24 protein-coding genes are annotated in these 25,247 nt (G+C 70.3%); 16 read left to right on the plus strand and 8 right to left on the minus strand.

The genetic code is table 11. The features are described 5' to 3' along the window. The first annotated feature begins 179 nt into the window (after positions 1-179). From ACJX2R_RS41630 to ACJX2R_RS41645, 4 genes are all read left to right on the plus strand, one after another. On the plus strand, positions 180-560 hold the full coding sequence (locus tag ACJX2R_RS41630; protein ID WP_262702546.1) for a Tat pathway signal sequence domain protein: 381 nt from the start codon (positions 180-182) through the stop codon (positions 558-560). Further along, entirely contained in the window at positions 557-1,165 is a 609-nt protein-coding gene (locus ACJX2R_RS41635) for a class F sortase (protein ID WP_413104285.1), read from the plus strand. Before ACJX2R_RS41630 ends, ACJX2R_RS41635 begins: the two co-directional genes overlap by 4 nt. 102 nt (positions 1,166-1,267) lie before the next feature. Beyond that, complete coding sequence (locus ACJX2R_RS41640; RefSeq protein WP_046084781.1) at positions 1,268-1,759, plus strand: RNA polymerase sigma factor; 492 nt, start codon at positions 1,268-1,270, stop codon at positions 1,757-1,759. Next, positions 1,743-2,264, plus strand: a complete 522-nt coding sequence (locus tag ACJX2R_RS41645; protein WP_413104286.1) for a hypothetical protein — start codon at positions 1,743-1,745, stop codon at positions 2,262-2,264. Before ACJX2R_RS41640 ends, ACJX2R_RS41645 begins: the two co-directional genes overlap by 17 nt. A gap of 30 nt (positions 2,265-2,294) precedes the next feature. Here ACJX2R_RS41645 and ACJX2R_RS41650 read toward each other — a convergent pair whose 3' ends face one another. Both ACJX2R_RS41650 and ACJX2R_RS41655 read right to left on the minus strand, forming a co-directional pair. Continuing rightward, complete coding sequence (locus ACJX2R_RS41650; protein ID WP_413104287.1) at positions 2,295-3,890, minus strand: cation acetate symporter; 1,596 nt, start codon at positions 3,888-3,890, stop codon at positions 2,295-2,297. Continuing rightward, positions 3,887-4,282 (minus strand): DUF485 domain-containing protein, encoded by a 396-nt coding sequence (locus ACJX2R_RS41655; protein ID WP_262702542.1) that lies wholly within the window; start codon positions 4,280-4,282, stop codon positions 3,887-3,889. Before ACJX2R_RS41655 ends, ACJX2R_RS41650 begins: the two co-directional genes overlap by 4 nt. A 540-nt stretch (positions 4,283-4,822) precedes the next feature. Between ACJX2R_RS41655 and ACJX2R_RS41660 the strand changes: the two genes are divergently transcribed. The 10 genes from ACJX2R_RS41660 (at position 4,823) to ACJX2R_RS41705 (ending at position 16,277) form a co-directional block, all read left to right on the plus strand. Beyond that, positions 4,823-6,211, plus strand: coding sequence for an OFA family MFS transporter (locus tag ACJX2R_RS41660; protein ID WP_413104288.1), 1,389 nt, complete (start codon positions 4,823-4,825; stop codon positions 6,209-6,211). Positions 6,212-6,215: 4 nt separating this feature from the next. Next, positions 6,216-6,359 carry an MFS transporter small subunit gene (locus ACJX2R_RS41665; RefSeq protein WP_262702604.1) on the plus strand — a complete coding sequence of 48 codons (144 nt, stop codon included), beginning with the start codon at positions 6,216-6,218 and terminating at the stop codon, positions 6,357-6,359. Positions 6,360-6,503: 144 nt separating this feature from the next. Then, positions 6,504-9,413, plus strand: coding sequence for a nitrate- and nitrite sensing domain-containing protein (locus tag ACJX2R_RS41670; protein WP_413104289.1), 2,910 nt, complete (start codon positions 6,504-6,506; stop codon positions 9,411-9,413). 30 nt (positions 9,414-9,443) lie between these two features. After that, positions 9,444-9,893, plus strand: coding sequence for a roadblock/LC7 domain-containing protein (locus tag ACJX2R_RS41675; RefSeq protein ID WP_262702539.1), 450 nt, complete (start codon positions 9,444-9,446; stop codon positions 9,891-9,893). A gap of 94 nt (positions 9,894-9,987) precedes the next feature. Further along, entirely contained in the window at positions 9,988-10,524 is a 537-nt protein-coding gene (locus ACJX2R_RS41680; RefSeq protein ID WP_413104290.1) for a DUF742 domain-containing protein, read from the plus strand. Positions 10,525-10,829: 305 nt separating this feature from the next. Beyond that, positions 10,830-12,173 (plus strand): extracellular solute-binding protein, encoded by a 1,344-nt coding sequence (locus ACJX2R_RS41685; protein WP_413104291.1) that lies wholly within the window; start codon positions 10,830-10,832, stop codon positions 12,171-12,173. A 9-nt stretch (positions 12,174-12,182) separates the two neighbouring features. Then, complete coding sequence (locus tag ACJX2R_RS41690; RefSeq protein WP_413104292.1) at positions 12,183-13,133, plus strand: carbohydrate ABC transporter permease; 951 nt, start codon at positions 12,183-12,185, stop codon at positions 13,131-13,133. Continuing rightward, positions 13,130-13,972, plus strand: coding sequence for a carbohydrate ABC transporter permease (locus ACJX2R_RS41695; protein ID WP_262702535.1), 843 nt, complete (start codon positions 13,130-13,132; stop codon positions 13,970-13,972). Before ACJX2R_RS41690 ends, ACJX2R_RS41695 begins: the two co-directional genes overlap by 4 nt. Positions 13,973-14,013: 41 nt before the next feature. Then, positions 14,014-14,970 (plus strand): carbohydrate kinase family protein, encoded by a 957-nt coding sequence (locus ACJX2R_RS41700; RefSeq protein WP_413104293.1) that lies wholly within the window; start codon positions 14,014-14,016, stop codon positions 14,968-14,970. Then, positions 14,967-16,277, plus strand: a complete 1,311-nt coding sequence (locus tag ACJX2R_RS41705) for an alpha-glucosidase/alpha-galactosidase (RefSeq protein WP_413104294.1) — start codon at positions 14,967-14,969, stop codon at positions 16,275-16,277. The genes ACJX2R_RS41700 and ACJX2R_RS41705 overlap by 4 nt, the downstream gene beginning before the upstream one ends. 70 nt (positions 16,278-16,347) lie before the next feature. Here ACJX2R_RS41705 and ACJX2R_RS41710 read toward each other — a convergent pair whose 3' ends face one another. The 6 genes from ACJX2R_RS41710 to ACJX2R_RS41735 form a co-directional block, all read right to left on the minus strand. Further along, complete coding sequence (locus tag ACJX2R_RS41710; protein ID WP_413104295.1) at positions 16,348-16,563, minus strand: hypothetical protein; 216 nt, start codon at positions 16,561-16,563, stop codon at positions 16,348-16,350. Between the two features lie 269 nt (positions 16,564-16,832). Then, positions 16,833-18,299, minus strand: a complete 1,467-nt coding sequence (locus tag ACJX2R_RS41715) for a family 43 glycosylhydrolase (protein WP_413104296.1) — start codon at positions 18,297-18,299, stop codon at positions 16,833-16,835. Positions 18,300-18,358: 59 nt separating this feature from the next. Beyond that, positions 18,359-20,209 carry a glycoside hydrolase family 76 protein gene (locus ACJX2R_RS41720; RefSeq protein ID WP_413104297.1) on the minus strand — a complete coding sequence of 617 codons (1,851 nt, stop codon included), beginning with the start codon at positions 20,207-20,209 and terminating at the stop codon, positions 18,359-18,361. A gap of 124 nt (positions 20,210-20,333) precedes the next feature. Next, positions 20,334-22,640: an AbfB domain-containing protein gene (locus tag ACJX2R_RS41725; RefSeq protein ID WP_413104298.1), complete on the minus strand. Its 2,307-nt coding sequence runs from the start codon at positions 22,638-22,640 to the stop codon at positions 20,334-20,336. A gap of 238 nt (positions 22,641-22,878) precedes the next feature. Next, complete coding sequence (locus ACJX2R_RS41730; RefSeq protein ID WP_413104299.1) at positions 22,879-23,211, minus strand: hypothetical protein; 333 nt, start codon at positions 23,209-23,211, stop codon at positions 22,879-22,881. Between the two features lie 156 nt (positions 23,212-23,367). Further along, complete coding sequence (locus ACJX2R_RS41735) at positions 23,368-23,829, minus strand: ATP-binding protein (RefSeq protein WP_413104300.1); 462 nt, start codon at positions 23,827-23,829, stop codon at positions 23,368-23,370. Between the two features lie 243 nt (positions 23,830-24,072). Between ACJX2R_RS41735 and ACJX2R_RS41740 the strand changes: the two genes are divergently transcribed. Both ACJX2R_RS41740 and ACJX2R_RS41745 read left to right on the plus strand, forming a co-directional pair. Further along, positions 24,073-24,948, plus strand: a complete 876-nt coding sequence (locus ACJX2R_RS41740; RefSeq protein ID WP_262702528.1) for a helix-turn-helix domain-containing protein — start codon at positions 24,073-24,075, stop codon at positions 24,946-24,948. Between the two features lie 25 nt (positions 24,949-24,973). Further along, positions 24,974-25,186, plus strand: a complete 213-nt coding sequence (locus tag ACJX2R_RS41745) for a DUF397 domain-containing protein (protein WP_413106084.1) — start codon at positions 24,974-24,976, stop codon at positions 25,184-25,186. Positions 25,187-25,247: the final 61 nt, after the last annotated feature.

Consider the following 25,247-nt stretch of genomic DNA (forward strand, 5'->3'; position numbering starts at 1 on the left):
CAGGCCGGTCCGCACGGACCGGCCTGGACGTTTTTCTGCCCGAATGCCGGGCCCGGCAGGGCCGGCGGACACGCTTTGCCATCTCTTTACAACGCGCCGCGCCGCTGCCTCGTCTCTCCGCTCGATCCATGACCCAGCCCGCCGAACCGCCGGGCGGACCGACGAAAGAGAGCGACTCCATGCGCCGCACTGTCCTCAGCGCGATGACACTCGCGTGCACCGCCGTACTGGCCACCACCGTGCCCGCGTTCGCCGACGACGCGACCACCCCCGCCCCCCGCCGTACCCCCGCGGCCTCCGCCAGCCCGGTCCCGAGCCAGGCGCCGGCCCGCAAGTCCGCCTCCGCCGCCCCGGTCCCGAGGGAGGAACCGGCCCAGAAGCGGGACCGCGGCCAGGTCGCGGTCGTGCCGAAGGGCGCGCCGAACACCGGAGTGACGGCCGAGTCCTCCTCGTCGTCCGGGACCGAGGGCGCGCTGATCGGCGGGGGAGCAGCCGCCGTGCTCGCCGCGGGTGGCGCGGCGGTCCTCGTCGTCCGCCGCCGGCGGGCGACCGGGGCATGACCCCGTTCTCCAGGCGCGCCTTCGCCACCGCAGCGACGGCCTCGCTGCTCGCGGGCTGCGGCGGCCACCCGGCCCGGCGGACCACGGCCGCGCCGAGCTCCGGCAGGAGACCACCGCCGACCCCCGTGAAGGCGGCGCGCCCCCTTGGGCGTTCGGTCCCGGTGGGGCTGCGGATCCCGGCCATCGGCGTCGACACCCCGGTCATCCGGCTGGGGCTGGCGCCGGACGGGAGCGTGGCGGTCCCGTCGGTCACGGCCCATGACCGCGCGGGCTGGTACCGGCACTCGCCGACACCGGGGCAGCTCGGTCCGTCGGTCATCCTCGGCCATGTCACGGTCGGTGCCTACGGCGACGGGGTCTTCCGTCACCTGGCGCGGTTGCGCCGGGGCGACCGCGTCGAGGCGCGCCTGGAGAACCGCACGGCGGCACGGTTCGACGTCAGCGCGGTACGGACCGTCGCCAAGGCGGACTTCCCCGCGGACCAGGTCTACGGGAACGTGGACCGCCCCGAGCTGCGGCTGATCACCTGTGGCGGCCCCCGCTCCGGCGACGGCTACCTCGACAACGTGATCGTTTTCGCCACGCTGACATCCGCCGCCCCCTGATCCACCCCGGATCCCGGGCCCATGGAACCGACACCGGCGGCCCGGGATCCTCCCCTGACGAAGTGCCCTCACGGCCGAGTGCCGTCGCGACCATGGAGTGCGTTGAAACGGTCCCGTGACAGGGCGGCGTCCGAGCTGTTCGCCGCCCTCTACCCGCGCCTGGCCGGCTGGTGCCGCCGTCTCGTCGACGACGACGAGACGGCCCATGAGATCGCCTCCGAGGCGTTCACCCGGCTCTGGGCCCGCTGGACGTCCGTGGAGGAGCCCCGCGGCTTCCTCTACGTCACCGCGGCCAATCTCGTCCGGGACCACTGGCGCAAGGTGGAGCGCGAGCGCAGGGCCATGCGCCGGGCCACCACGGAAGCCGCCGTCCGCCCCCACACCGAACCGTCCGACCCGTCGGTGCGCCTGCTCGTGCAGTCGCTGCCGGAACGGCTGCGCGTCCCGATCCTGCTGCACTACTACGCTGACATGCCGATCCGGGAGGTGTCCGTACTGACCGGGCGCAAGGAAGGAACCGTCAAGGCCGACCTCCACGCGGCCCGGGAACTGCTCCGCGTCCACCTGAGGAGAAGCCTTGACCCCACGCTGTGACGACGGCCCGGAGCACATCGGCCCCGAGCGGGAGCCCGACGACCCCCTCGCGGTGATCCTGCGGCCCCCCTCCGACTACCTCGGCCCGCCCCCGGGCCGATACGAGGCGATCCGCCGCGCCGCGGCCCGCCGCAAGCTGCTCCGCACCGCGGCCGGGGTGGGTGTGTCCTGCGCCGTGGCCGCCCTCATCGCGCTGCCGCTCCGCGCGGCGGCACCCGAGCCGCCCGCGCGCCCGACGGTCCCGCTCGCCCCGCCGCCCGCGACCGGCCGTACGACGCCCCCGCTTCCGTCGGCTTCCGGCGGTCCCTCGGTGTCGCCCGCCCCGTCGGAGTCGGCCGGGCAGCGCCCCAGCCGCGGGCCCCGGAGCGAGACGTCCGGTCCCCGGGACGGCGCGAAGGTGCCCACCCGCGGGCGGTCGGCGTCGCCCAGCTCCTCGGCGCGGGCCGTGCCGTCTGAGGCCCGTAGGGACACCGGGACCACGCCCGGAACGACCCGTCGGCCGTAGGCGGCCCCGGCCGCCCACGGCCCGATCGCGCTACGCCTTCGAACCGATGCCGGTCAGCGACCGCACTTCCATCTCCGCCTGCTTCTTGGGGTCCGCGGGTTCCTTGCTGAAGACCGTGCCGAGGAAGCCGCAGAGGAAGGAGAGCGGAATGGACACCAGCCCGGGGTTGGTGAGCGGGAACCAGTGGAAGTCCACGCCCTTGATGATCGACGTGGAACTGCCGGAGATGGCGGGGGAGAAGATGATGAGCACCAGGCCGGACCCCAGCCCGCCGTAGATGCTCCACAGCGTCCCGGTCGTGTTGAAACGCTTCCAGAACAGCGTGTAGAGGATCGTCGGCAGATTGGCGGACGCGGCGAGCGCCAGGGCCAGCGACACCAGGAACGCGACGTTCTGGCCGTTGGTCAGGATGCCGCCGAGGATGGCCAGGAAGCCGATCACGAGCGCCGTCAGACGGGCGACCCGGATCTCGGACCGCGTATCGGCCTTTCCGTTCCGGATCACATTGGCGTACACGTCATGGGCGAACGAGGCCGAGGCGGCCAGGGTCAGTCCGGCCACCACCGCCAGGATCGTCGCGAAGGCCACCGCGGAGACGATGCCCAGGAGCATCGCACCGCCAATCTCGAAGGCGAGCAGCGGGGCCGCGGAGTTCTCGCCGCCGGGCGCGTTCACGATCTTGTCCGAACCGACCAGCGCGGTGGCGCCGTACCCGACGAGCAGGATCGACAGATAGAAGATGAACATCGACCAGGAGCACCACACCACCGAGCGCCGGGCCTCCTTGGCGTCCGGCACGGTGTAGAAGCGCATCAGCACGTGCGGCAGGCTGGAGATGCCGAGGACCAGCGCCAGGGAGAGCGAGACGAAGTCGAGCTGGTCCATCGCGTCCTTGCCGTACCAGCCACCCGGGTTGAGCAGTTCCCCGCCCAGCGGACTGTTCTGCGACGCCTGGTCGAGGATCGCCGAGAGGCTGAACCCGAACTTGCCGAGCAGGAACACGCTCATGAAGGTCACGCAGATCAGCAGCAGGCCCGCCTTGATGATCTGCACCCAGGTGGTGCCCTTCATGCCGCCCACCAGGACGTAGAAGACCATGACGAGGCCGACGCCGGTGATGATGAGGGCCTGCCCGCCCTTGCTGTGCACATTGAGCAGCAGGGCGATCAGACCACCCGCGCCGGCCATCTGGGCGAGCATGTAGAAGAACGTGATCACCAGGGTGGCGTTGGCCGCCGCCGCGCGGACCGGGCGCTGTTTCATGCGGTAGGCCATCACATCGCCGACCGTGAACCGCCCGGTGTTACGGAGCCGTTCACCGACGAGCAGCAGGGCGACCAGCCAGGCCACCAGCCACCCCACGGAGTAGAGGAACCCGTCGTAGCCGTGGACCGCGATCGCTCCGGAGATGCCGAGGAAGGAGGCGGCGGAGAGGAAGTCGCCGGAGAGGGCGATGCCGTTCTGGACGCCGCTGAAGGCGCTGCCCGCGGCGTAGTAGTCGGAGGTGGTCGAATTCCTGTTGGTGGCCTTGTAGACGATGAACAGCGTGATGACCACGAAAGCGAAGAAGACGCTCAGGTTGATTATCGGGCTGCCGGTCGCGCGGGCTGCGATCTGCACTGTCATTCCTTGCCGACCCCCGCCAGTTCGTGGATCGTGTCCACCTGGGGATCAAGTTTCTTGCGCGCGAAGCGCCGGTATGTCAGGACGATCGCCATGGTCGTCACGAACTGAAGCAGGCCGAAAACGGTGCCGGTGTTGACCGCGCCGAACACCTTGCGGCTCATGAAGTCGTGGTCGTAGGCAGAGAAGAGAACGAAGGTCATGTACCAGCACAAGAAGAACGCGCTCATCGGGAAGATGAACCAGAGCAGTCTCTTGCGCAGGAGTTTGAACTCCGGGCTCTGCTGGATCGCCTCGAAGTCGGGCTCCCCGATATCGTCACCGCGATCGGCGAACCCCGTTCCGGTGGCCCGCTCGGATGGCAAGGAAGCGGGCGATCGCACCGATTTATTCATGGTTTTCTCCGGGGTTTTTCTGACGAAAACGTCGGTTCGGGGGCGCCCGCGTTCGGGCGTCAGGGGAGGGCAACCGGCGGGCCCTTGACGCGGCAAGTGTAGTAAGGCACCGGACGCAGTCAACGTCGCACCCTGCTCCTCGCCGGTGCAGGTGGGCGCATGTCAGGGTGTGCGTCCGGCCTCGGCGTCATCTCGAATATGACGGGAGAGGTCGCTGAACCAATACTTTGTCTCACCTTCCCGTGTTGTCCATTTTGACTTGGTGTCAGGTTGCCGATGGGTGCCCAGGGTTGCGCCTTGGGGGACATTTCGGCACCCGGCGTTGTGTCCCAAGTGTCGCCACTGGTAGAACCTCATCCCGGGTAGAACGTCCCATCGTGCGCGAGCATGAGTGCGGTGAGCGTGCCGCCTGGGCAGCGCGTCTGCCATTGGCATATGACGGCAGCTCCCGGCTCGCCACCCCCTCCCCCGGGGTGTTTGGATGGGCCAAGGAATGCAGTCTGCGGGGGTGTTCCCAAGAAGCCGGAGGTAGGTTGATCTGTGGGTTTCCTCGACCGCTCTCGCATCGTCGCAGGCGCGGGCTGGAATCGTTGGCTGATTCCTCCGGCGGCGCTCGCGATCCACTTCTCCATCGGCCAGGCGTACGCCTGGAGTGTCTTCAAGATACCCCTGGAGGATTCCCTAGACATCTCGGGAACCGCTAGCGCCCTCCCGTTCCAGATCGGCATTCTGGTGCTCGGCCTCTCTGCCGCGTTCGGGGGAACGCTGGTGGAGAAGAAGGGGCCGCGCTGGGCCATGTTCGTGGCGCTCGTGGCCTTCTCGACCGGCTTCCTGATCGCCGCGCTCGGCGTCGCCACGCGCAATTACTGGCTGGTCGTCCTCGGCTACGGCGGCATCGGCGGAGTCGGCCTCGGCATCGGGTACATCGCACCGGTTTCCACCTTGATGAAGTGGTTCCCGGACCGGCCGGGCATGGCCACCGGTACGGCGATCATGGGTTTCGGCGGTGGCGCGCTGATCGCCTCTCCCTGGTCGACGGAGATGCTGAAGGCGTTCGGCAGTGACACCAGCGGCATCGCCAAGACGTTCCTGGTGCACGGCCTGGCCTACGCCGTGTTCATGTCGCTGGGCGTGGTGCTGGTGCGGGTGCCGCCCGAGGGCTGGCGGCCGGCCGGCTGGACGCCCCGCGTCGACGCGGGCAAGCGGCTCGTCACCACCGCGAACGTATCGGCGAAGAACGCGGTGCGGACACCGCAGTTCTGGCTGCTGTGGGTCGTGCTGTGCATGAACGTTACTGCTGGTATCGGGATCCTGGAGAAGGCCGCCCCGATGATCCAGGACTTCTTCCACGACACGGCGAGTCCGGTGAGCGCGAGCGCCGCCACCGGGTTCGTCGCGCTGCTGTCCCTGGCCAACATGGCCGGTCGCTTCGTGTGGTCCTCGGTCTCCGACGTGGTCGGCCGGAAGAACATCTACCGGATGTACCTGGGTGTCGGTGCCCTGCTCTACCTCACCATCATGCTCGAGAAGGACAGCAGCACCGCGCTGTTCGTCGCCTCGACGATGGTGATCCTTTCGTTCTACGGCGGTGGATTCGCCACCGTTCCGGCCTACCTCAAGGATCTGTTCGGCACCTACCAGGTCGGCGCGATCCACGGTCGGCTGCTGACCGCGTGGTCGGTGGCCGGAGTCGCCGGACCGCTCATCGTGGATTCCATCGCGGATTCCGCACATGAGGACGGGCGCTCCGGCCCGGCTCTCTACACCTTCTCGTTCTCGCTGATGATGGGTCTGCTCGTCATCGGCTTCATCGCGAACGAGCTGGTACGTCCGGTGAATCCGAAGTTCCATGAGCCGGAGCCGGTGGCCCGGGAGGAGCCGGCGCCCCCGGAGGAAACCCCCGATCCCATTCCGGCAGAGAGGCGGTAAACCGGTGACTGACGCAGACGGCCCTTCGCCGAACGCGACCACGACGGGTTCCCCCGTGGTGATGGTGGTGGCATGGCTGTGGGTGGCGGTGCCGTTTCTGTACGGCCTCTATCAACTGGCCGAGAAAAGCAGCAAGTTGTTCGAGTAAAGGCAGGCGCGCCGGCGCGTCGCCGAAGCGATGGGCCGGCGCGCCTGCCGGGCGTTCGACTTTCCCCATCCGGGGAAATCCCAGGAGAAACGGCATCGTGATACATCCCTGTGGGCAAGCCGGTCCGAGCGCGGAGGGCGCCTCATGACCCCGGGCAGGCATGCGGCCGCCCGCGACCGCTCGCCGTCGTGGTGGGCCGGCGTCATGGAGTGGCGCAACTGGCGGCTGCCGGTGAAGCTGGGCGCCGTTCTGGTGGTGCCCGCTCTGCTCGCCGTGGCCTTGGGCGTCGTGCAGATCCAGCGCGACGTCGAGCGCGCCAACTCGTACGCGGACGTGCAGCGGCTGGTCAAGCTGCGCGGTGGGCTGAGGCCGTTGATCGGCGATCTCCAGATGGAGCGCACCCTGTCGGCCGAGCGGCTGGGTGACGGCGGGTCCACCGATCCGGCCATGCTCCGCCGGCAGACCCAGCGCGTGGACCGAGCTCAGGCCGCCGTCACCCGCACCACGATGCGGACCAGCGGTCTGAAGGGGGTTTCGGCCAACCGCTACCGCGACGCGTCCAAGCTCCTTGACGGACTGCCCGACCTGCGTGAACGGGTGACCTCCAAGGACCTGCGCCCATGGGCCGCGGTGACCGAGTACAGCAAGATCATCAACAGTCTGCTCGACCTGGACCAGGCGCTGGGCAGCGGGTTCGGTGACGCCGAGCTGTCCGGACCGGCCAGCGCGCTGTACGACCTGGAGATGGTCCAGGAGCAGGTGCACCTCCAGCATGTGATCGTCATGGTGGCGCCCAAGCCCGGCACGCTGGAGGACCCGGGGCTCATCAGGGCGCTCCAGGAGTCCGACATCCGCATGCGGGACAAGCTGAGCGACTTCCGCGCCGTGGCCACCGCGGGGGACCAGCGCGCCTACGACCGCACGGTCACCGGCCCGGAGGTCGAACGGCGCACCAAGCTGCTGGACGGCGTGCTGTCCCGGGCCGGCTCGCCGAACGCCGGGCGGAACGGCGCCGACGCCCCGCCGTTCTCCGACCGCACCTGGCACCGCAGTTCGGAGGCGTACGGATCCCTCATCAACACGGTGGAGAAGCGGCTCGCCGACCGGCTCCGCGTGACCTCCGCCAAGCTCCAGGACGAGACCAGCGACCGGGCCGGTGCGGAGTCCGTGCTGCTCTTCGCCGTGCTCCTGCTCGCCTTCGCCATCGGTATCGCCATCGCCCGGCATCTGCTGCGGTCGCTGACCGTGCTGCGCTCCACCGCGCTCGACGTGGCCGAGCGCCGGCTCCCGGAGGCGGTGTCCAGCATCCGCGAGGGCGAGGCGTCCAGCACCGCGATCAGCGCCGTGCCCGTGCACACCACCGAGGAGTTCGGACAGCTCGCGAGGGCGTTCGACGCGGTGCACGGCCAGGCCGTGCGCCTGGCCGCCGAACAGGCCGCGCTCCGCGGCGATCTGCGCGACACCCTGGTCAACCTCTCCCGGCGCAGCCAGAGCCTGGTGGACCGGCTGCTGCGCCTGATGGAGCAGCTGGAGTCGCACGAAGAGGACCCGGACCAGCTGGCCAGCCTCTTCAAGCTGGACCACCTGGCGACCCGTATGCGGCGCAACAACGAGAACCTGATGGTCCTGTGCGGCAGCACCCCGGTCCGCCCCTCCGAGCAGCGGGTGCAGCTGGACAGTGTGCTGCGCGCCGCGGTCTCCGAGATCGAGCACTACCGGCGGGTGGTGGTGGAGCCCGTTCCCACCGCCGAGGTGATCGGGTACGCTGCCGGTGACCTGGCCCGAATGATCGCTGAGCTGCTGGACAACGCCACCGCGTTCTCCCCGCCGGAGACCCAGGTGACCGTCAGCAATACACTACGGCTGGACGGTTCCGCACTGATCGAGGTCCGCGACGAGGGATTTGGGATGAGCGGTGCCGAATTGGCCAAGGCTCATCGGCGCGTAGCGGGGGACGCATCCGTGGAGGTACCTACGTCCCGGCAGATGGGCTTGACCGTCGTCGGTCAGCTGGCCCGTCGCCACGGCGTCACCGTGGAGCTGATCTCGGAGCGGGACACCGGTGGCGGACTGCGCGCGGGTGTGCTGGTACCGGCCAGGCTGATGCTCGGGGACAAGCCCGCCATCGCGGGCCGGGAGAGCTCGCTGCCCATCCGGAAGACCTCCGCCGGGACGTCCGAGCCGGCCCGGCCGCACCGTGAGCTGGGCGGCGCCCCGGCCGCACCTCTGCCGCGCCGCGTGCCCGACAGCCCCCGCTCGCTGCGCCCCGGTGACGCCCCGGCCGCGTCCGAGCACGCGGGCCGCTCCCTGCCGACCCGCCCCGGCTCCTCACGGGCGTTCACCGATGCCCAGCAGACCGGCGGACTGCCGCGTCGGAGCCCCGCCACCCCCGGCCACCCGGCCAAGCCCGGTCACCTCACCAAGCCGGGCCATCCCGCCCCGGCCGTCGACGGCGCCCCGGTCGGTGACGGTGCCCCGGTCGGCGAGGGCGCACCGGAGAAGACCGGCCCCCTGTCCGGCGACGGCGGAACGACCGCGGACCGCCGTACGGCACAGCCGCCGGGGCAGCCCCCGGCGCCCCCTCGGCGTTCGCGTCCCACCGCCCCGGACGACGCCCCCTCGCCATGGTTCACATCGCCCGAGACGGCACCGGCGGGCTCCCACGGCGAGGAGTCGCCCAATGGCCGGCCCAACGGCCGGAAGCCCGCGGGCCTTCCGGCGTCCGCCGTCTCCCGGCGGCCCGACCCCGCTCCGCCCGGAACCCCCGACGAGAGTCGGCCGGACCCCGCGGACGAACCCGGCCAGATCGTCCACGAGCGGCCCGGTGCCGCGGAGGCGGGCGGCGTCACCCAGGCCGGGCTGCCCCGGCGGGTGCCGCGCCAGAGCCAGGCGGCGGACCGGGACAAGCCGCGCGCCACCGGGGAGCGGCCCGCGCCGCGCGCCACCGCGGACGAGGCCGCCGCGCGGCGGAACGCCGGTCGCACCCATTCGTTCCTCAGCAATTACCAGTCGGGCATCCGGCGGGCTCAGCCCGACGGACGCGACGAGACATAAGGTCTCAGCGAAGATGGACAGGAAGAACCCATGACCTCACCCCAGCTGCGGGAGGTGAGCCAGTTCGGATGGCTGGTCACCAACTTCACCGAGCGTGTGCCCAATGTGGCGTGCGCCGTGGTGGTCTCGGCCGACGGGCTGTTGCTCACCGCGTCGGAAGGGCTGGCGGCCGATCGGGCCGAGCAGGTCGCCACCATTGCCGCCGGGGCCATCAGCCTGATCCAGGGCGCTGCCCAGTGCCTGGACACCGGTGATGTGCGGTCCTCAGTGATTCAGATGGAGCTCGGGAACATGCTCCTGATGTCGATCAAGGACGGCTCGTGTCTCGTGGTGCTGGCGGCGCCGGATTGCGAGATCGGTCAGGTGGCGTACGAGATGGCGGTACTGGTCGATCAGGTCGGCGAAATGCTGACTCCGGAACTCCGCGCCGAGCTCCAGGAATTGAACCTGCGAGGCGTCAAGCGGACAGCAGCCCAATAGGCCGGACGGGGAGATGATGAGCACCGGTGAAGGCCCTTCCGGGCAGGGACCTGGGAGAGAACAGGGGGCGGAGGACGAACAGACCTTCGCCGACGTGCTCAACGCCTTCAGCTTCGGCAAAGGGCGACGTGGGCGGAAGTCACCCCGGTCCGACGCGGCGCCGGAGGGCGGCGGGTCCCGCCGCCGGGGCGGGGACGCCCGGCCCGAGGACCCCGGGGAACCCTTCCCGCGGGGGGTGCCGGAGCCGGAGCGGTCCGGCGTCTGGGATTCCGAGCGCGACGGGAGCCAGGGCCCGGCCTCGCTGGTGCGCGCCTACTCGTGGACGGGCGGCCGGACCAGGTCCGACCACCACTTCGAGGTCGAGACCCTGGTGACCACCACCGAGCTGGGCCACCGCTCGATGGACACCCTTCAGGCGGACCACCGCCCGGTGATCGCGCTGTGCCAGGAGCCGCGGTCGGTGGCCGAGGTGGCGGCCATGCTCTCGGTGCCGCTGGGGGTGGCCAAGGTCCTGCTCGGCGACATGGCCGAGCACGGCCTGATCACCGTCCACCGGACGGCTTCCACGGAGGGCGACGTACCGGATGTCTCCCTGATGGAGCGCGTGCTGGTCGGGCTCCGGCGGATCTAGCGGCTTCGCCGCGCGGGAATTGACAGTTCCCTGCGCGGCGATATGTCCGCTTCTGTGCGTGATGCCCGCCGAAGGGCGCACACTCGCTGATTGCTTGTGCACGTTCAAAGCCAACACTGAGCAGTTTCACGCTCTTGACGTGATTCGCTCTGATCGGTTTACTCCCTGGCACGCCGATGTCGAATCCTCGGCGGCAGAGGTACGCCCAGCCGGTATGCGGCTCCGCCGTGAGTCCGGCCCGAGTCGCCAGGTCGCTGTGCGTGGCCGAGGCGGGGCCGTGCCCTCGGATCATGGAGCTCTCAGCGATGAGCCTGAACCGTTCGCGTATCCCTCCCCCCGTGCGTGGCGGTCCGTCCCGGCGTGGGGTGCTGCGCGGCGGCGGGGCGATGGCGCTCAGCGGCGCCATGGGTGCCGCCGTGGCGGGATGCGGGACGGGCCTGGGGGTGGATTCCCATGGAACCGTGCACATCGAGGTGTGGCACGGGCAGACCAGCACCGCCCTGCGAGCGGTCAAGCGGCTCGTGGCCGACTTCCACCGCGGCCATCCGAAGATACGGATCGACCTGAGCGGTGGCGTCCTCGCGGATGACATGCTCCAGAAGGTGATGACCGGTCTCGTCGCCGGATCCCCGCCCGATGTGGCCTACATCTTCGGCTCCGACCTGGCCAGCGTCGCCAGAAGCCGCCAACTGGCGGATCTGACGACGGTCGTGGAATCCGGGCGGGTCCCGTGGAAGCAGTACTGGCCCGCCGCCCGGGAGGGCGTCACGGTCGACGGTGTGGTCCGTGCGGTGCCCGCGGTGCTGGACTCGCTCGCCGTGGTGTGCAACAAGGCCCTCTTCCGCCGGGCGGGTCTTGAGCTGCCGGGCCCCGGCTGGACCTGGCGGGACTTCATCGAGACGGCCAGGAAGCTGACCGACCGCGGCAGGGGCACATTCGGCACCGGCTGGCCCGCCGCGGGCGACGAGGACACGGTGTGGCGGATGTGGCCCATGATCTGGGATCTGGGCGGCGAGGTCATCGCCGAGGGCAAGCGGGAGATCGGGTTCGCGGGTGAACCCGGGGTCCGGTCCCTCGAGGTGCTCGCGGAGCTCGCCAAGGACAGAAGCGTCTACGTCGATCCCAAACCCGGTGGCGAGCAGATGTACCAGGCGTTCGCCTCCGGCCGGCTGGGCATGGTCGCCACCGGGCCCTGGCAACTGCCCGACATCCGCCAGGCGAAGATCGACTATGAGGTCGTCCCGCTGCCGGGCTTCCACGGCAGGTCGGTGACCATCTCCGGCCCGGACACCTGGAGCGTGTTCGACAACGGCTCCGCGCGACTGACGGCCGCCCGTACGTTCGTCGGCTGGCTCATGGAGCCCGAGCAGGCGTATCGGTGGGACACCCAGGCGGGCAGCCTGCCGCAGAGCCGCCCGGCCGAGCGCCGTCCGCAGTGGCGGGCGTACGCGGCCGAGGTGCCCGGTCTGCCGGTGTTCACAAAGGTGCTGGAGACCGCCCGGGTACGGCCCGTCGACCGTGCCTACCCCAAGATCTCCATGCCGTTCGGCGAGGCCATCACCGCCGTCCTGCTCGGCAGGAGCACACCGGCGAAGGCGCTGCGGCGGTGCGCCGACGAGGCCAACGCGGCCATCGCCAAGGTGCGTTGAGGAGCTCCCATGTCCCGTCTGCCCACCCCGATAACCCGTCCGGCGCCCCGCACACCGGCCCGTCCCGCACGCCGCCGAGGCCGCCGGGAGGCCGCGACCGCCTGGGCGTTCGTCCTCCCCTCCGTCCTGGTCATCCTGGGCCTGAGCGTCGTCCCCGTCCTGTGGTCCCTGCTGCTGTCGTTCCAGTACAGCGACCTCCTCACCCCGAGCGTCTGGGTGGGCTTCGACAACTACCGCCAGCTGGCCGACGATCCGCAGTTCGCCCAGGCCGTGCGCAACACACTGGAGTACACGGCGCTGTACGTACCGCTGAGCATCGGTCTGGGGCTGGTGCTCGCGCTGGTCCTCAACCGCCGGATCCGGTTCGCCGGTCTGTACCGCACGCTGCTCTTCGTGCCGTTCGTGGTCTCGGCCGCCGCCCAGGGCGTGCTGTTCTCCTTCATCCTCGACCCGGAGTTCGGCGCGGCCAACTCGCTGCTGCACCACCTCGGAGTCTCCCCGCAGGGCTTCCTGTCCGATCCGGGGCAGGCGCTGCTGGTCCTGGTGGGCATCTCGCTGTGGAGCGGCACCGGCTTCTGTGTCGTGATCTATCTGGCGGCCCTCCAGGACGTGCCCCGCGAACTGACCGAGGCCGCCACCCTGGACGGCGCGGAACGGCGGCATGTGCTGCGCCACGTCACCCTGCCCACCATCGCGCCGGTCAGCGTGTTCCTGCTGCTGTGGCAGACGATCAGCGCCCTCCAGGTCTTCGACCTGGTGTACGTGACGACCAAGGGCGGTCCGCTCGGATCCACCACCGTGATCGTCTACTTCGTCTGGGAGCAGGCGTTCCGCAACTTCACCGCCGGTTACGGGGCCGCGGCGGCCTACGTCCTCGGTGTCGCCCTGCTCGTGGCCGCCACCGCGCTGCGGCTGGTCCGGCGCCGTGGCGACCGTCGTATCGAGGGAGCCACGTCATGACGGACCCGTCCCCACGGCGGCGGCCGCGGCTGCCGTTCAGCCCGTGGCATCTGCTGCTCGCGCCACTGGCGCTGCTCTTCGCCGTACCGCTGATCTGGCTTGGGCTCAGCTCGGTCATGAGCGACGCGGAGATCAACCGCTTCCCGCCCGCGCTCTGGCCCTCCGGGATCCATCTGGACGGCTACCGCTTCGTGCTCGGCAACGCGATGTTCCCGCGCTGGTTCGCCAACTCCCTGATCGTCTCGGCGGTCGCGGTCGTGTCCAATCTGCTGCTGGGGACGCTGGGCGGATACGCCTTCGCCCGGATGCGGTTCGGCGGGTCCCGGGTGCTGCTGGTGCTGATGCTGGCCACCATGGCCATCCCGTTCCAGCTGACGATGATCCCGACCTTCCTGGTGATGCGGAAATTGGGGCTCGTCGACACCCTCGGGGCGCTGATCGTGCCCTCGCTGGTGACGCCGTTCGCGGTGTTCCTGCTGCGGCAGTTCTTCCTCTCCCTGCCCAGGGAGCTGGAGGAGGCCGCCTGGATCGACGGGTGTTCGCGGCTGCGGGTGCTGTTCCAGATCGTCGTCCCGCTGTCCCGCCCGGCGCTGAGCACGGTCGCCGTCCTGACCTTCCTCACCACCTGGAACGATCTGTCGTGGCCGCTCATCGCGCTGAACCACGACGCCAACTACACCCTCCAGCTGGGCCTGACCACCTTCCGGGGGCAGCACCACACCCAGTGGTCGGCCGTGATGGCGGGGAACGTCATCACCGTCCTCCCGGTGCTGCTCGCCTTCCTCGCCGCCCAGAAGACCTTCGTCCGGTCGATCACCTCCACCGGCCTCAAGGGCTGACCGGCACCGCCCAGCCCCTCCCTCACCCATCAGGAACCCGTATGCCACCCACCTTCGACCTGCTCGTCATCGGGGACGCCAACCCGGACGTCATCGTCGGACCGCTCGATACCCCGCTCGCCTTCGGCCAGCGCGAACAGCTCGTCGACAGCGGCGCGCTCACCCTCGGCGGATCCGCCGCGATCACCGCGTGCGGCGCCGCCCGGCTGGGGCTGCGCGTGGCCTTCGCCGGACGCGTCGGGGACGACGGCGCAGGGCACTACATGCGCGACCGGCTCGCGGCGCACGGCGTCGACGTCCAAGGACTGCACCTGGACAGTGCCCTGCCGACACCGCTCACGGTCATCGTGACCCGCGGCGACGACCGGGCCATCCTCACCTCACCGGGCACCCTCGCCGCCACCTCGGGCCGCGACATACCCCCACACCTGCTGACCTCGGCCCGCCACCTCCACGCCGCGTCCTACTTCCTCATGCCGGGGCTCGCCGCCGATCTGCCGGACCTCTTCGACACCGCACGGGCCGCGGGCGCCACCACCTCGCTGGACACCAACGACGACCCCTCGGGCCGGTGGGACCGCGCCGCGCTGGCACCGGTCCTCGCCCGGACCGACCTCCTGCTGCCCAACGCCGCCGAGGCACACCGGCTCGCGGCCACCGACGGCACATCCGTCGCGGCCGCCGCCGAACTCCTCGCGCGGCAGGTCCCGCTGGTGGCCGTCAAGAACGGGGCGGACGGCGCCCTGTGCCACGACGGCCGGACCCTGCTCACCACCGCGGGGATCCGTGTCACACCCCAGGACGCCGTCGGCGCGGGCGACAGCTTCAACGCGGGCTTCCTCGCCGGACGGCTCACGGGCCGGCCCATCGCCGAGGCGCTCGACCTCGCCGCCGCCTGCGGTGCGCTGTCCACCCGCGCCCCGGGCGGCACCACCGCCCAGCCCACCTGGGACGAAGCCCTCACCCACCTCACCGCCAACGGAGACATCCCGTCATGATCAACCCCAAGATCGTGCTGATCGGCGCGGGAAGCGTCGTGTTCACCCAGGGCCTGCTGGCGGATCTCTTCGCCTTCCCGGAGCTGAAGTCCGCGCGGATCGCCCTGCACGACATCGACCCGGAGCGCCTGGCCACCGCCGAGGCCGCCGCGCGCTACATCGCCGAGCGGCGGGGCGCCGCCGCGCACATCACCGCACACGCCGACCGGCGCGAGGCGCTCGACGGCGCCGACTTCGTCATCAACCTCGTCCAGATCGGCATGGGGGAGGCCACCCGGATCGACTTCGAGATCCCCGCGCGCCACGGTGTGCGGCAGACCATCGGCGACACCCTCGGCGTCGGCGGCATCTTCCGCGCCCTGCGCACCTTCCCGTTCCTCAAGGCGCTGGGCGAGGACATCGCCGCCGTATGCCCCGGGGCATGGCTGCTCAACTACACCAACCCGATGGCCATGAACGTGCAGTACCTCGTGGCGGCCACCGGGCTTACCCGGGTGGTCGGCCTGTGCCACTCGGTGCACTGGACCATCCATGACCTGTGCAACCTGCTGAAGGTCCCCTTCGACGAGGTCACCTACCGCGCCGCCGGGGTCAACCACCAGGCGTGGGTGCTCCGTCTGGAGCGCGACGGCACCGATCTCTACCCCCGGCTGGACGCGCTGATCGCCGAGAACGAGCAGCTGCGGCGGCGGGTCCGCGTCGACATGTACCGGCGGCTCGGCTACTACCCGACCGAGACCAGCGAGCACTCCTCGGAGTATGTGCCCTGGTATCTGCACCACGACAGCGAGATCGAGCGGCTGCGGCTGCCCGTCGGCGCGTACCTCGGCATCGTGGACGAGAACGTCGCCGAATACGAACGGACCCGCGACGCCCTCACGACCGGCGCCGATATCGACGTCGAGGGGACCATGGAGTACGCCCCGCAGATCATCCACTCCATGGTGACCGGCGCCCCCAGGACCGTCTACGGCAATGTGCCCAACCACGGCCTCATCGAGAACCTTCCGGCCCATGGCGTGGTCGAAGTGCCGTGTCTGGTCGACCGGTCCGGTGTGCGGCCGACCCGTGCCGGTGCGCTGCCCCCGCAGCTCGCCGCGCTCAACCGCACCTACCTCAGCATGAACGACCTCGTGGTGCGCGCCGCCCTGGAGGACGAGCCGCGCCATATCCGGCACGCGGCCATGACCGACCCGGCGACCGCCGCCGCCCTGCGCGTCGAGCAGATCTGGGAGCTGTGCGACGAGATGGTGCGGGCACACGGCGAGCGGCTGCAACCGGCGCTGCGCGCGACCCTCGCCATCTGACCGTCACTATCCGACCGTCACCACCCGACCATCACCATCTGACAATACGAATAATAGTGTGCCAAGCGACTCACGCAGTTCCGTCGGTCGCCTCGCGGAGCACATCCCGCACCTGGCCGCGCAGCCATGCGTGGGCGGGGTCGCTGTCGTGCCGGTGGTGCCAGGTGAGGACCACCTGGGTCGGCGGCAGGGACGCGATCACCCGCCGTCGCAGCCCGCGTTCGGCGAGGGCGCCGTCGATGGCGTCGTGCAGTCGGCCCCGGCGCAAGACGGTCACGAAGGTCATGCGGACGAGCCTGTCGTGGCCGACCCGGCCCTTGGCGAGCGAATGCCCCCGCCGCAGCGCCAGGACCAGCCGGTCGGAGGTTCAGCCGGTCCGCCGCGGCGGTCACGCTGTTCTCCTCCAGCAGCGTCGAGCGCCACGAGCGAGTTGAGATCCACCTGCGCCACGGTAAGACAAGCCCCGGCGGGATTGCGCGGGGCGTCATCTCTCATCCGGCCTCGCGGGCGTGTGCGGCCCCCACCGCTGGGCGGGGGCCGCGGATGTGCCGGGTGTCAGCGGGTGTACACCTCGGCGCGGTCCACGCTCACGAACGACGCGCCCGACTGGGCGTTGTGCTCGCCGGTCACCCGGATGCGCAGGGTGTGCCGACCGGAGGCGAGCCGGGGACTGAGGTACTGCAAGGTCTCGCCGGTGCGGATCGCGCCGTAGAAGTCCACGCGTTGCTCGGGGCCGCCGTCGATGCTGAGGGCGGCGATGCCGTTGCCGGTGTCGCGGACCGACAGCAGGGCGATCCGGGTGCCGGTGAAGGAGAAGGTGGCGGTGTTGCCCGCCCGGTCGCTCCAGTGGTCGTCGCCCCAGAAGCACTGGGTGGCGCAGCCGGTCCCGGAGTTCCAGGTGCCCGTGTACGACACGCTTCCGTCGCCGCTGGACCGGCCGTCGTCATTGATCCAGTACGTGCCCGCCCCCGGGTCGCCGGACGGCAGGTCCTGGGTGGCGCCCATGGCGAGCGGGCGGCCCAGGTTCGGGCTGCCGTCGGCGTTCCAGGTGATCTTCTGGGCCCGGGTGGTGCGGTTGGTGTAGGTGTTCACCGACGTGGTCTTGGCGTGGTAGACGATCCAGTCCTCCTTGCCGTCGGGCGAGCGGAAGAACGCGTGGTGGCCGGGGCCGTAGACGCCGTGGTCATCGGCGCGGGAGAACACCGGGCCGGAGTGCTGGGTCCAGTTGCCGGGCACGAGCGGGTCGGCGGTGGACGGCAGGGACATCATCCAGACCTGGTAGTCCGGCTTGCCGGTGTCGCAGGTGGAGTACGTCATCCAGGTGCGGCCGTTGCGGTAGAGGAACTCGGGGCCCTCGCGCACCTCCGGGCAGCCGCCGGCCCCGTTGATGGCGACCGCGTTTCCCGAGACGGTGTACGGGTTGGACATCGGGGCGATGTTGAGGCCGTTGTGCTGGTACTGGTTGATGCCGGAGTAGGCGAGGTAGAGCCGCCCGTTGTGCTCGAGGATGCCGGGGTCGATGGCGAAGTCGGCGGAGTGGTTGGGCGGTGTCAGACGGGACTTGAAGTGGTAGGGACCGGCCGGGTCGTCGCGGTCCGACTCCAGCACATAGAGCCGGTGGTGGTCGTCGACCCCGTCATCGGCGGTGTAGTAGAGGTACCAGCGGTTGCCGAAGCGGTAGAACTCCGGTGCCCAGATGTGCTGGTTGCGGGAGCCATCGGTGTCCGTCCACACGGTGATGGGGTCGGCTTCGAGCAGGGTGCCCAGGGAGGTGGAGCGCCACATCCGGATGCTGTCGCCCTGTGTGGTGGTCAGGTAGTAGGTGCCGTTCCAGGTGGTCACAAACGGGTCGGGGCCGGTGTTGAGGGGGTTGCGGAAGGTGCCCGCGGCGGCGGTGCGCGGGGCCGCCGTGGCGGTGTGGGGGGCCGCCGTGGCGGCGGGCGGGCCGGAGAACAGGCCCCACAGGATGGCGAGCAGGGCGGTGAGCAGCGCCGCGTGGCGGCGGGCGGTGCGAGGGCTCATGGGCGCTTCCTTGCGTCGATGCGGGTACGGCTCGCGAAGTTGGTTCATGGGGGAAGGCGTCAGAGGCCGTCCGCGGCCGTCAGCGCGCCGAGGGCACTGGCCTGGGTGCGCCAGTCCACCTGGTTGGGGGAGGTGCCCGCCCAGCGCTGGCCGAGCCGGTTGAGGGGGTCGCGGTCGGTGGCCCAGATCGAGTCGGCCTGCTTCTTGATGTACGCCCGGTAGCCGGCGGATTCGGTGGCGTCCGCGAGGTCGGCGAAGTGGCGCATGAAGACGCCCTTGAACTGCTTCTGGTTGTCGTCGCAGGCGTTGCCGCCGGTGTCGCAGGGCTCGGTCAGCACCCCGTCGCGGGTCAGCGCCGCCGAGGTGGTCGCCGCGTCGGCCAGGCGCCGGGCGGTGTCCAGGTACCGGTCGTCGCGGGTGGACCGCCACAGCTGGGTGAAGGCACCGATGGCGAGGCCCTGGTTGTAACTCCACACGGTCTGGGAGTTGTTGCGGCAGTCGGCGGTCAGCCCGTCGTTGACCAGGCCCGCGCTGTTGATCAGCCCGCTGTCGAGGTACCAGGTCGCCGCCGTGGCCGCCCGGTCGCCCCACACGGAGTCGCCGGAGATCCGCTGGTGCAGTGATGTGGTCAGCCACAGGTACAGTCCGTTGGTCACGGCGTTCTTGTAGGTGCGCTCCCGGTCCCACCACACACCGCCGCCGCAGCTGCCGGTGTCCCAGAACTGGTGGACGTAGGTGGCGATGGTGACCGCCTCGTCCAGGTAGCGCCGCTCATGGGTGTGGTCGTACGCGGCCAGCCAGGCCACGCCCCACCAGGCCGCGTCGTCGATGGCGCGGCTGATGAAGTGGCCCTCCACCGCGTCGGAGCTGCGCTCGCCCGGGGCGAAGGTGCCGCGGTTCTGCTCGAAGGTGCGGGCGATGACCCAGTCGTAGTCGTGCCGCCCGGTGCGCCGGGCGAAGTCGATGAGCGAGGTGACGGCGACGGCCGAGTTCCACCAACTGCTGCGCCACCAGCCCTGGTACGTGTGGTACGACGCCATCAGCGCGTCCGCAGCGGCGCGCGCCCGGCTCGGCGCGGGCCTCACCCAGGCCGTGCAACTGCCCTCCTGGTGGCTCGCCTCGCGGCCGCACGCCCGGACCGCCCCGCCGAACAGCAGCCCGCGCGGGTCCCGGGTGGCGAACATGGCCGTCCGTGTCGAGGTCTTGCCCGACGCCACGCCCGTACGGCCGAGGGAGGAGCCCTCGGGCCAGGTGGCGCCGGTGTCCCAGGAGCGGTCGAGCCAGATCTCGTCGCCCCTGCCACCGCTTTCGATGACGCCCCACGCCATCGAGTTCTTCTGGTCGACATGGAGGCTGATGGTGCGCCCGAACAGCGTGGTGGCGGGTACCGGGCGGTCGTCGCCCGCCGCGGTGGCCGGGTCGGCGCCGTCGCAGAACGCACCGTCGCACACCTTCGGGTACACCCAGTCGGTGCAGGTGACACCGGCGGCGTCACCGCAGGCGCGGAGCCAGCCGCGCCGGTGCCCCACCGGGTCGGTGAGGTTGTACATCAGGGTGCGGGTGCCGGTCCAGGTGCCGGGGATGCTGGCCTTGCCGAGCAGGCCCTCCCAGGTGGCGCCCCGGTCCCAGGACCGGTCGAGCCAGACGGCATCGCCGCTCACACCGTTGTCGATGCTGGCCCAGGCCATGGAGTCGGGGTCGGAGACGTGAAGCTTCAGGATCCGGCCGTTGAGGTTCACCTGCGGTACGGGGAAGGTCTCGCGCTGTGCCTTCGAGGGGTCGAGGGTGTCGCACGCCAGTGCGCAGACCGGGGTCGCGGCACGGGACGGCGTGGGGAGGGCGACCAGACCGGCCAGGGCGATGGCCAGGGTCAACAGTCCGTGGAGGACACGGTGGAGCCGCGCTGACATGACGTACCCGCCTTTCCATGGGGGGCCGTGCGCTGACGCGTGGGGGAGGAGAGACGGGCGGCCGCCCGCGCGGGGCGGCCGCCGGAGGGCGCGGGTCCGTCGATCAGGGCCCGCGGCGGTCGTGCTAGGGGGCCCAGGGCGACTCGATCGCCCAGGTGGTGTCCTCGGTGAAACTGGCCGGGTTGTCCCAGGCGTGGCTACCACCGGACTGGGCGAGCCACAGCTCGGCGTTGATGTGCCGCAGATACTGCCCGGGGAAGTTGGCGGCCGACATCCGGATGCCACCGCTGCCCTGGATCGGGCACCAGGTGGCGTCCTCCTTGTACCCGGTGGAGCCGTCACCCGCCTCGCGCCGGACGCGGAAGTCGCGGTGGCGCAGGTACTCACCGGGGTAGTTGCGGGACTCGAAGGAGTAGCAGAGCTTGTTCGCGAGGCCCTGCCGGACCGTCCAGGTGGCGTCCCGTTTCAGCAGGTCGGCGCTGGTGGAGTTCACCACCTCGGTGAAGCCCAGCCCGTCGTAGTGGCGGATGTAGCGGTCGGTGTAGCCGGGGGTGGTGACCCGGATCGACACGTTCTGCCCGACGGGCAGCTTCACCGTGGCGCCGGCCGACCGGGAGGCCGCGATGAGGGCCTGGTTGGCGGTCCGTACCCGGGCCTGGTCGACCTTGACCACCTGGCGGTCGTAGGACATCAGCCCGTTGGCCTCGTTCTCCACGTCCGTGATCTGGGTGTAGACGGAGGCCGACAGACCGCCCGCGGGCATGCCGCTCTCCCGGATTCCGTCGAGCAGGCCGACCAGCCGGTTGTTGAGCGCGGAGACGCTCGGCTGGTCCTCGTAGCTGAACCCGCCGCCCGGGTACCACTCATGGCCGGGCACCCGGTAGCCCAGGCCCCCGTACTCCCCGAGCACCGAGGCGCGCACCGACTCCGCCGGGGTGTTGCCGGGCCCGACGTAGTTGTGGTTGTCGATGACGTCGCCGTTGCCGCCGTCCTTGGCGGCGCAGCAGTTGACGCCGCTCATGTTGTCGACGAGGCGCGAGGGGTCGTAGGCCTTGACCATGTCGGCGATGCGGGCCTGGTCGTACTGGCCCCAGCCCTCGTTCTGGTCCACCCACTGGATGAGCGCGGGCGAGCCGCGGTGCTGGTCGATGATGGCGCGGTACTCGCTCTCCCACTGGGCGCGGGCCGCGGTGTCCGGGGTCTTGCCGCTGTCCATCGAGGGCATGTCCTGCCACACCAGCAGTCCGAGCCGGTCCGCCCAGTAGAACCACCGCTGCGGCTCGACCTTGATGTGCTTGCGGACCATGTTGAAGCCCAGGTCCTTGTGTTTCTGAAGGTCGTACTTGAGGGCCTCGTCGGTGGGCGCGGTGTAGATGCCGTCCGGCCAGTAGCCCTGGTCCAGGGTGCCGGTCTGGAAGACGAACTCGCCGTTGAGCACCGGCCGCCGGACCCCGCCCACGTCCTTCACCGCGATCGACCGCATGCCGGTGTAGCCGCCGACCTTGTCGGCCCCGGTGGCGCCGGTGAGCTCGGCCGTGACGTCGTACAGGAACGGGTCCTCCGGCGTCCAGAGGTGGGCGTTCGGCACCGGCACGGAGAGCTCGCCGCCCACGGTGCCGGTGGCGCTGCCGACCGTGGTGCCGCCGCTGGAGACGGTGACCTTGACGCCGGCGCCGTCGGCTCCTCCGGCGCCGCGCACCGTGACCCGCAGGGTGTTGTCCTCCAGGCGCGGGACCATGTCCAGACGGGTGATGTGCGCGGGGGCGGTGGGCTCCAGCCACACGGTCTGCCAGATCCCCGACGACGCGGTGTAGACGATGCTCCTGCCGGGGTGCGGGGTGACGTCCTGGACGCGCTGCTTGCCGATGGCCTGACCGCCGGTCTCCGTGGGGTCGTACACGGAGATGACGATGGTGTTGGTGCCGCCGTTCAGCAGGGGCGTGATGTCGTACGAGAAGGCGTCGTAGCCGCCACGATGGGCGGCGCCCGCCTGCTTGCCGTTGATCCAGACCGTGGTCTCCCAGTCGGAGGCGCCGAAGTTGAGCTGGACGCGGCGGCCGTTCCAGCCGGAGGGGACCGTGAAGGTGCGCTTGTACCAGAGCTTGTCATTCTGGGTGATCTTGCGCTGGACGCCGGAGAGCGCGGATTCGGGCACGAACGGCACCCGGATCCGCTCACCGAACGTGGCCGGCTGTCCGGCGTCGCGGGAGGTGACCGCGAAGTCCCAGATCCCGTTGAGGGGGGACCAGTCGGGCCGGGTCAGCTGGGGGCGCGGATACTCCGGCAGCGGGTTGTCGACCGGGACCTGGTTCGTCCACGGGGTCGTCATCGGGGAGGGTTTGGGCTCCCAGCCCTGGGCGGCGTGGGAGGGGCCGGCGCCGGAGACGAGCAGACCGGTGGCGGCCAGCGCGGGGACCACGACGGCGGCCACGCGCCGCCGCCAGGTCCGTCTTGGACGGAGGGAGGGGAAGCGAAGGAACAAGTGTCTCAGCACGCTGCTGCTCCATGGTCCGGTTGGCGCCGCCGCCCGGAGGACGGCGGAACTCTTCCACAGGGAACACTTGCTGCACGCATTACCAGAGCACTCACTCCGGTGTTTGTCCATACCTTGGGACAACGTTGTCGGCCAGGCAGGGTCCCGTGCGGAGCAGCAGCGTGCGGGACGGGTCCTAGATCGCTTGGGACGGTCCGGAGGAGTCCCCGGGTGACCAGTGGGGCCGGATCCCCGCGATATGACAGGTCATGAAGTACAGCGGAATCGGCGGCGTGTACGGCGAGTCGTCCTGGGGGTGATGGATCAGCCGGGGGTGTCGGAAACGCCCGGAGTACTCGCCGCTCAGGTCGGTCATCCGCGCCCCGACCGCATAGCTGGTGAACGGCGGCCAGGCGACGTCGATGTTCGACCCCGACGGCACGATCCACCACCACCGCTGGTCGTCGGCGAAGACACAGCCGATGCGGGGCAGACACTTCATGACCCGCCTGCCGATGTCCGTGGGCATCCCGACCGCGTCGTATCCCAGTCTGGCGGGTAGCCCGTCGGGGAGTCGCAGGCGTCGGCGGTGGCCTCGCCAGAGGCGCGCCGCACCGAGTGATGGGGCCTCAGGCATCTCATGTGCCTCAGGTGCCTCGGGGGCAACAAACTGTCGGTCCATGAGTCAGTGACACTCTTCCGTGCGCGTCGGCAGCTCGGCCCATACGATCCGCCCCGGCCCGTGCGGGGCGTCGCTGACGCCCCAGGCGCTGCTCACCGCGCCGACCAGCAGCAGCCCTCGTCCGCAGTGCTCATCGGGGTCGGGGGTGCGGGGCGCGGGGAGGGTGCGGGCCCGGACCTCGTCCTCGACCTCGAGGCGCAGCAGTCCCGCACCGACGCTCAGCCTGCACTCCAGGTGATCGCTGGCCGTATGCGTGATCACGTTGGTGACCAGCTCGGAGACCACGAGGAGCGCGTCGTCGCACACTTGGGCGCTCATGCGCCAGGCACGCAGCCGCTCGCGTACGGCCGCGCGGATCGTGCTCACCGAGGAGGCGGTGGCCGGAAGCCGTAAAGCACATCCCGGACGGGTGTCCTGCTCCCGGGACGTCCGAAGGGGAGTCAGGGGAAGGGCGAGGGGAGCCACGAGCGGCCGCCTTTCGTCTGCCTGCGCATCATGACCGTGCCGTTCCCGCACTGCGCAGTGCCTACGGACGTACCCACGCAAGCGTTCCCACCGTGATCGGACGGTGTGACCACTGTGGCAGGTGCAACGAACGACTTGCAAGCGGTAAGTTGAAAATTGCAAGTTGCCATCGGGGGGATGCCGTTCGCACGGCCGGCGACCGTGACAGACTTCAGCCGTAGCCCGGTGTGGGGAGGTAGAGCGTTGGCGGCGGAAACCGCATGGGGCGATGCCCCCTCCGTCCTCCGCATGATCCTCGGCAAGCAGCTGGAGGAGCTGCGGACGCGCGCCGGCCTGACCTACGACCAGGCGGGTGCGGCGATCGGGGTCAGCCACTCCACGATCCGCAGGATGGAAGCCGCCAAGGTGGCCCGGCTCAGGCTCGCGGACGTGGAGAAGCTGCTCCAGACGTACGGCGTCACCGACCGGCATGAGCTCGATACCTTCCTGAAGTCGGTGCGCGAGGCCAACAAGCGCGGCTGGTGGCACACCTACCGCGATGTGATGCCGGACTGGTTCGCCGCGTATCTGAATCTGGAGCAGGCGGCGCTTCAGATCCGCGCCTACGAGGCGCAGTTCGTCCACGGGCTGCTTCAGACCGAGGACTACGCGCGTGCGCTGCTCAGCGCCGGGAACCCGCACGCTCCTTCGGAGGCCACCGAGCGCAGGGTCGCCCTGCGCATGCAGCGCCAGGAACTGCTGTCCCGGGAATCCCCTCCCCGACTGTGGGTCGTGATGGACGAGACGGTGCTGAGGTGGCCGGTCGGGGGCCCGGACGTGATGCGCGCCCAGATCGACCATCTGATCGAGGTCAGCGCCCTTCCCCAGGTGACCGTGCAGATCATGCCGTTCGGGAGCGGCCCGCATCCGGCCATGCGGGCCGGCGCGTTCCATGTCTTTCGGTTCAGGGCTCCGGAGCTGCCCGACATCGTCTACCTCAGCGGCCTGGTCGGCGCGGTGTATCTGGACAAGGAGGACGACGTGGTGGTGTATCGCGAGGTCCTGGACCGGATGGGCGCCCAGTCGGTGCCCGCCAGGAAAACCGAGGCCGTCCTCGGCGCAATTCGCAAGGAGCTCTGAAGTGCACCACCACATACGCAGCGGCATGCCCTCCCACGACCTCGGCACCCTGGGCTGGTCCAAGCCGTGGAGCGACGACGCCGGGGGCGCCTGTGTCGAAGCCAAGAAGCTGCACGGCGGACGGGTGGCGCTGCGTCAGTCGACCGACCCCGACGGCCCCGCACTGGTTTTCACCACGAACGAGATGACCCGGTTTCTGGCGGGTGTGAAGGACGGCGACGCCGACTTCCTCTGCTAGCCGCCACGGAACCGCATCCTTCCCGGTCGCGCGGGCCAAGTCCCGGCCCGCGCGACCGGGG

It is taken from the genome of Streptomyces sp. Inha503 (genome assembly GCF_047215865.1).
GTDB lineage: Bacteria > Actinomycetota > Actinomycetes > Streptomycetales > Streptomycetaceae > Streptomyces > Streptomyces lycopersici.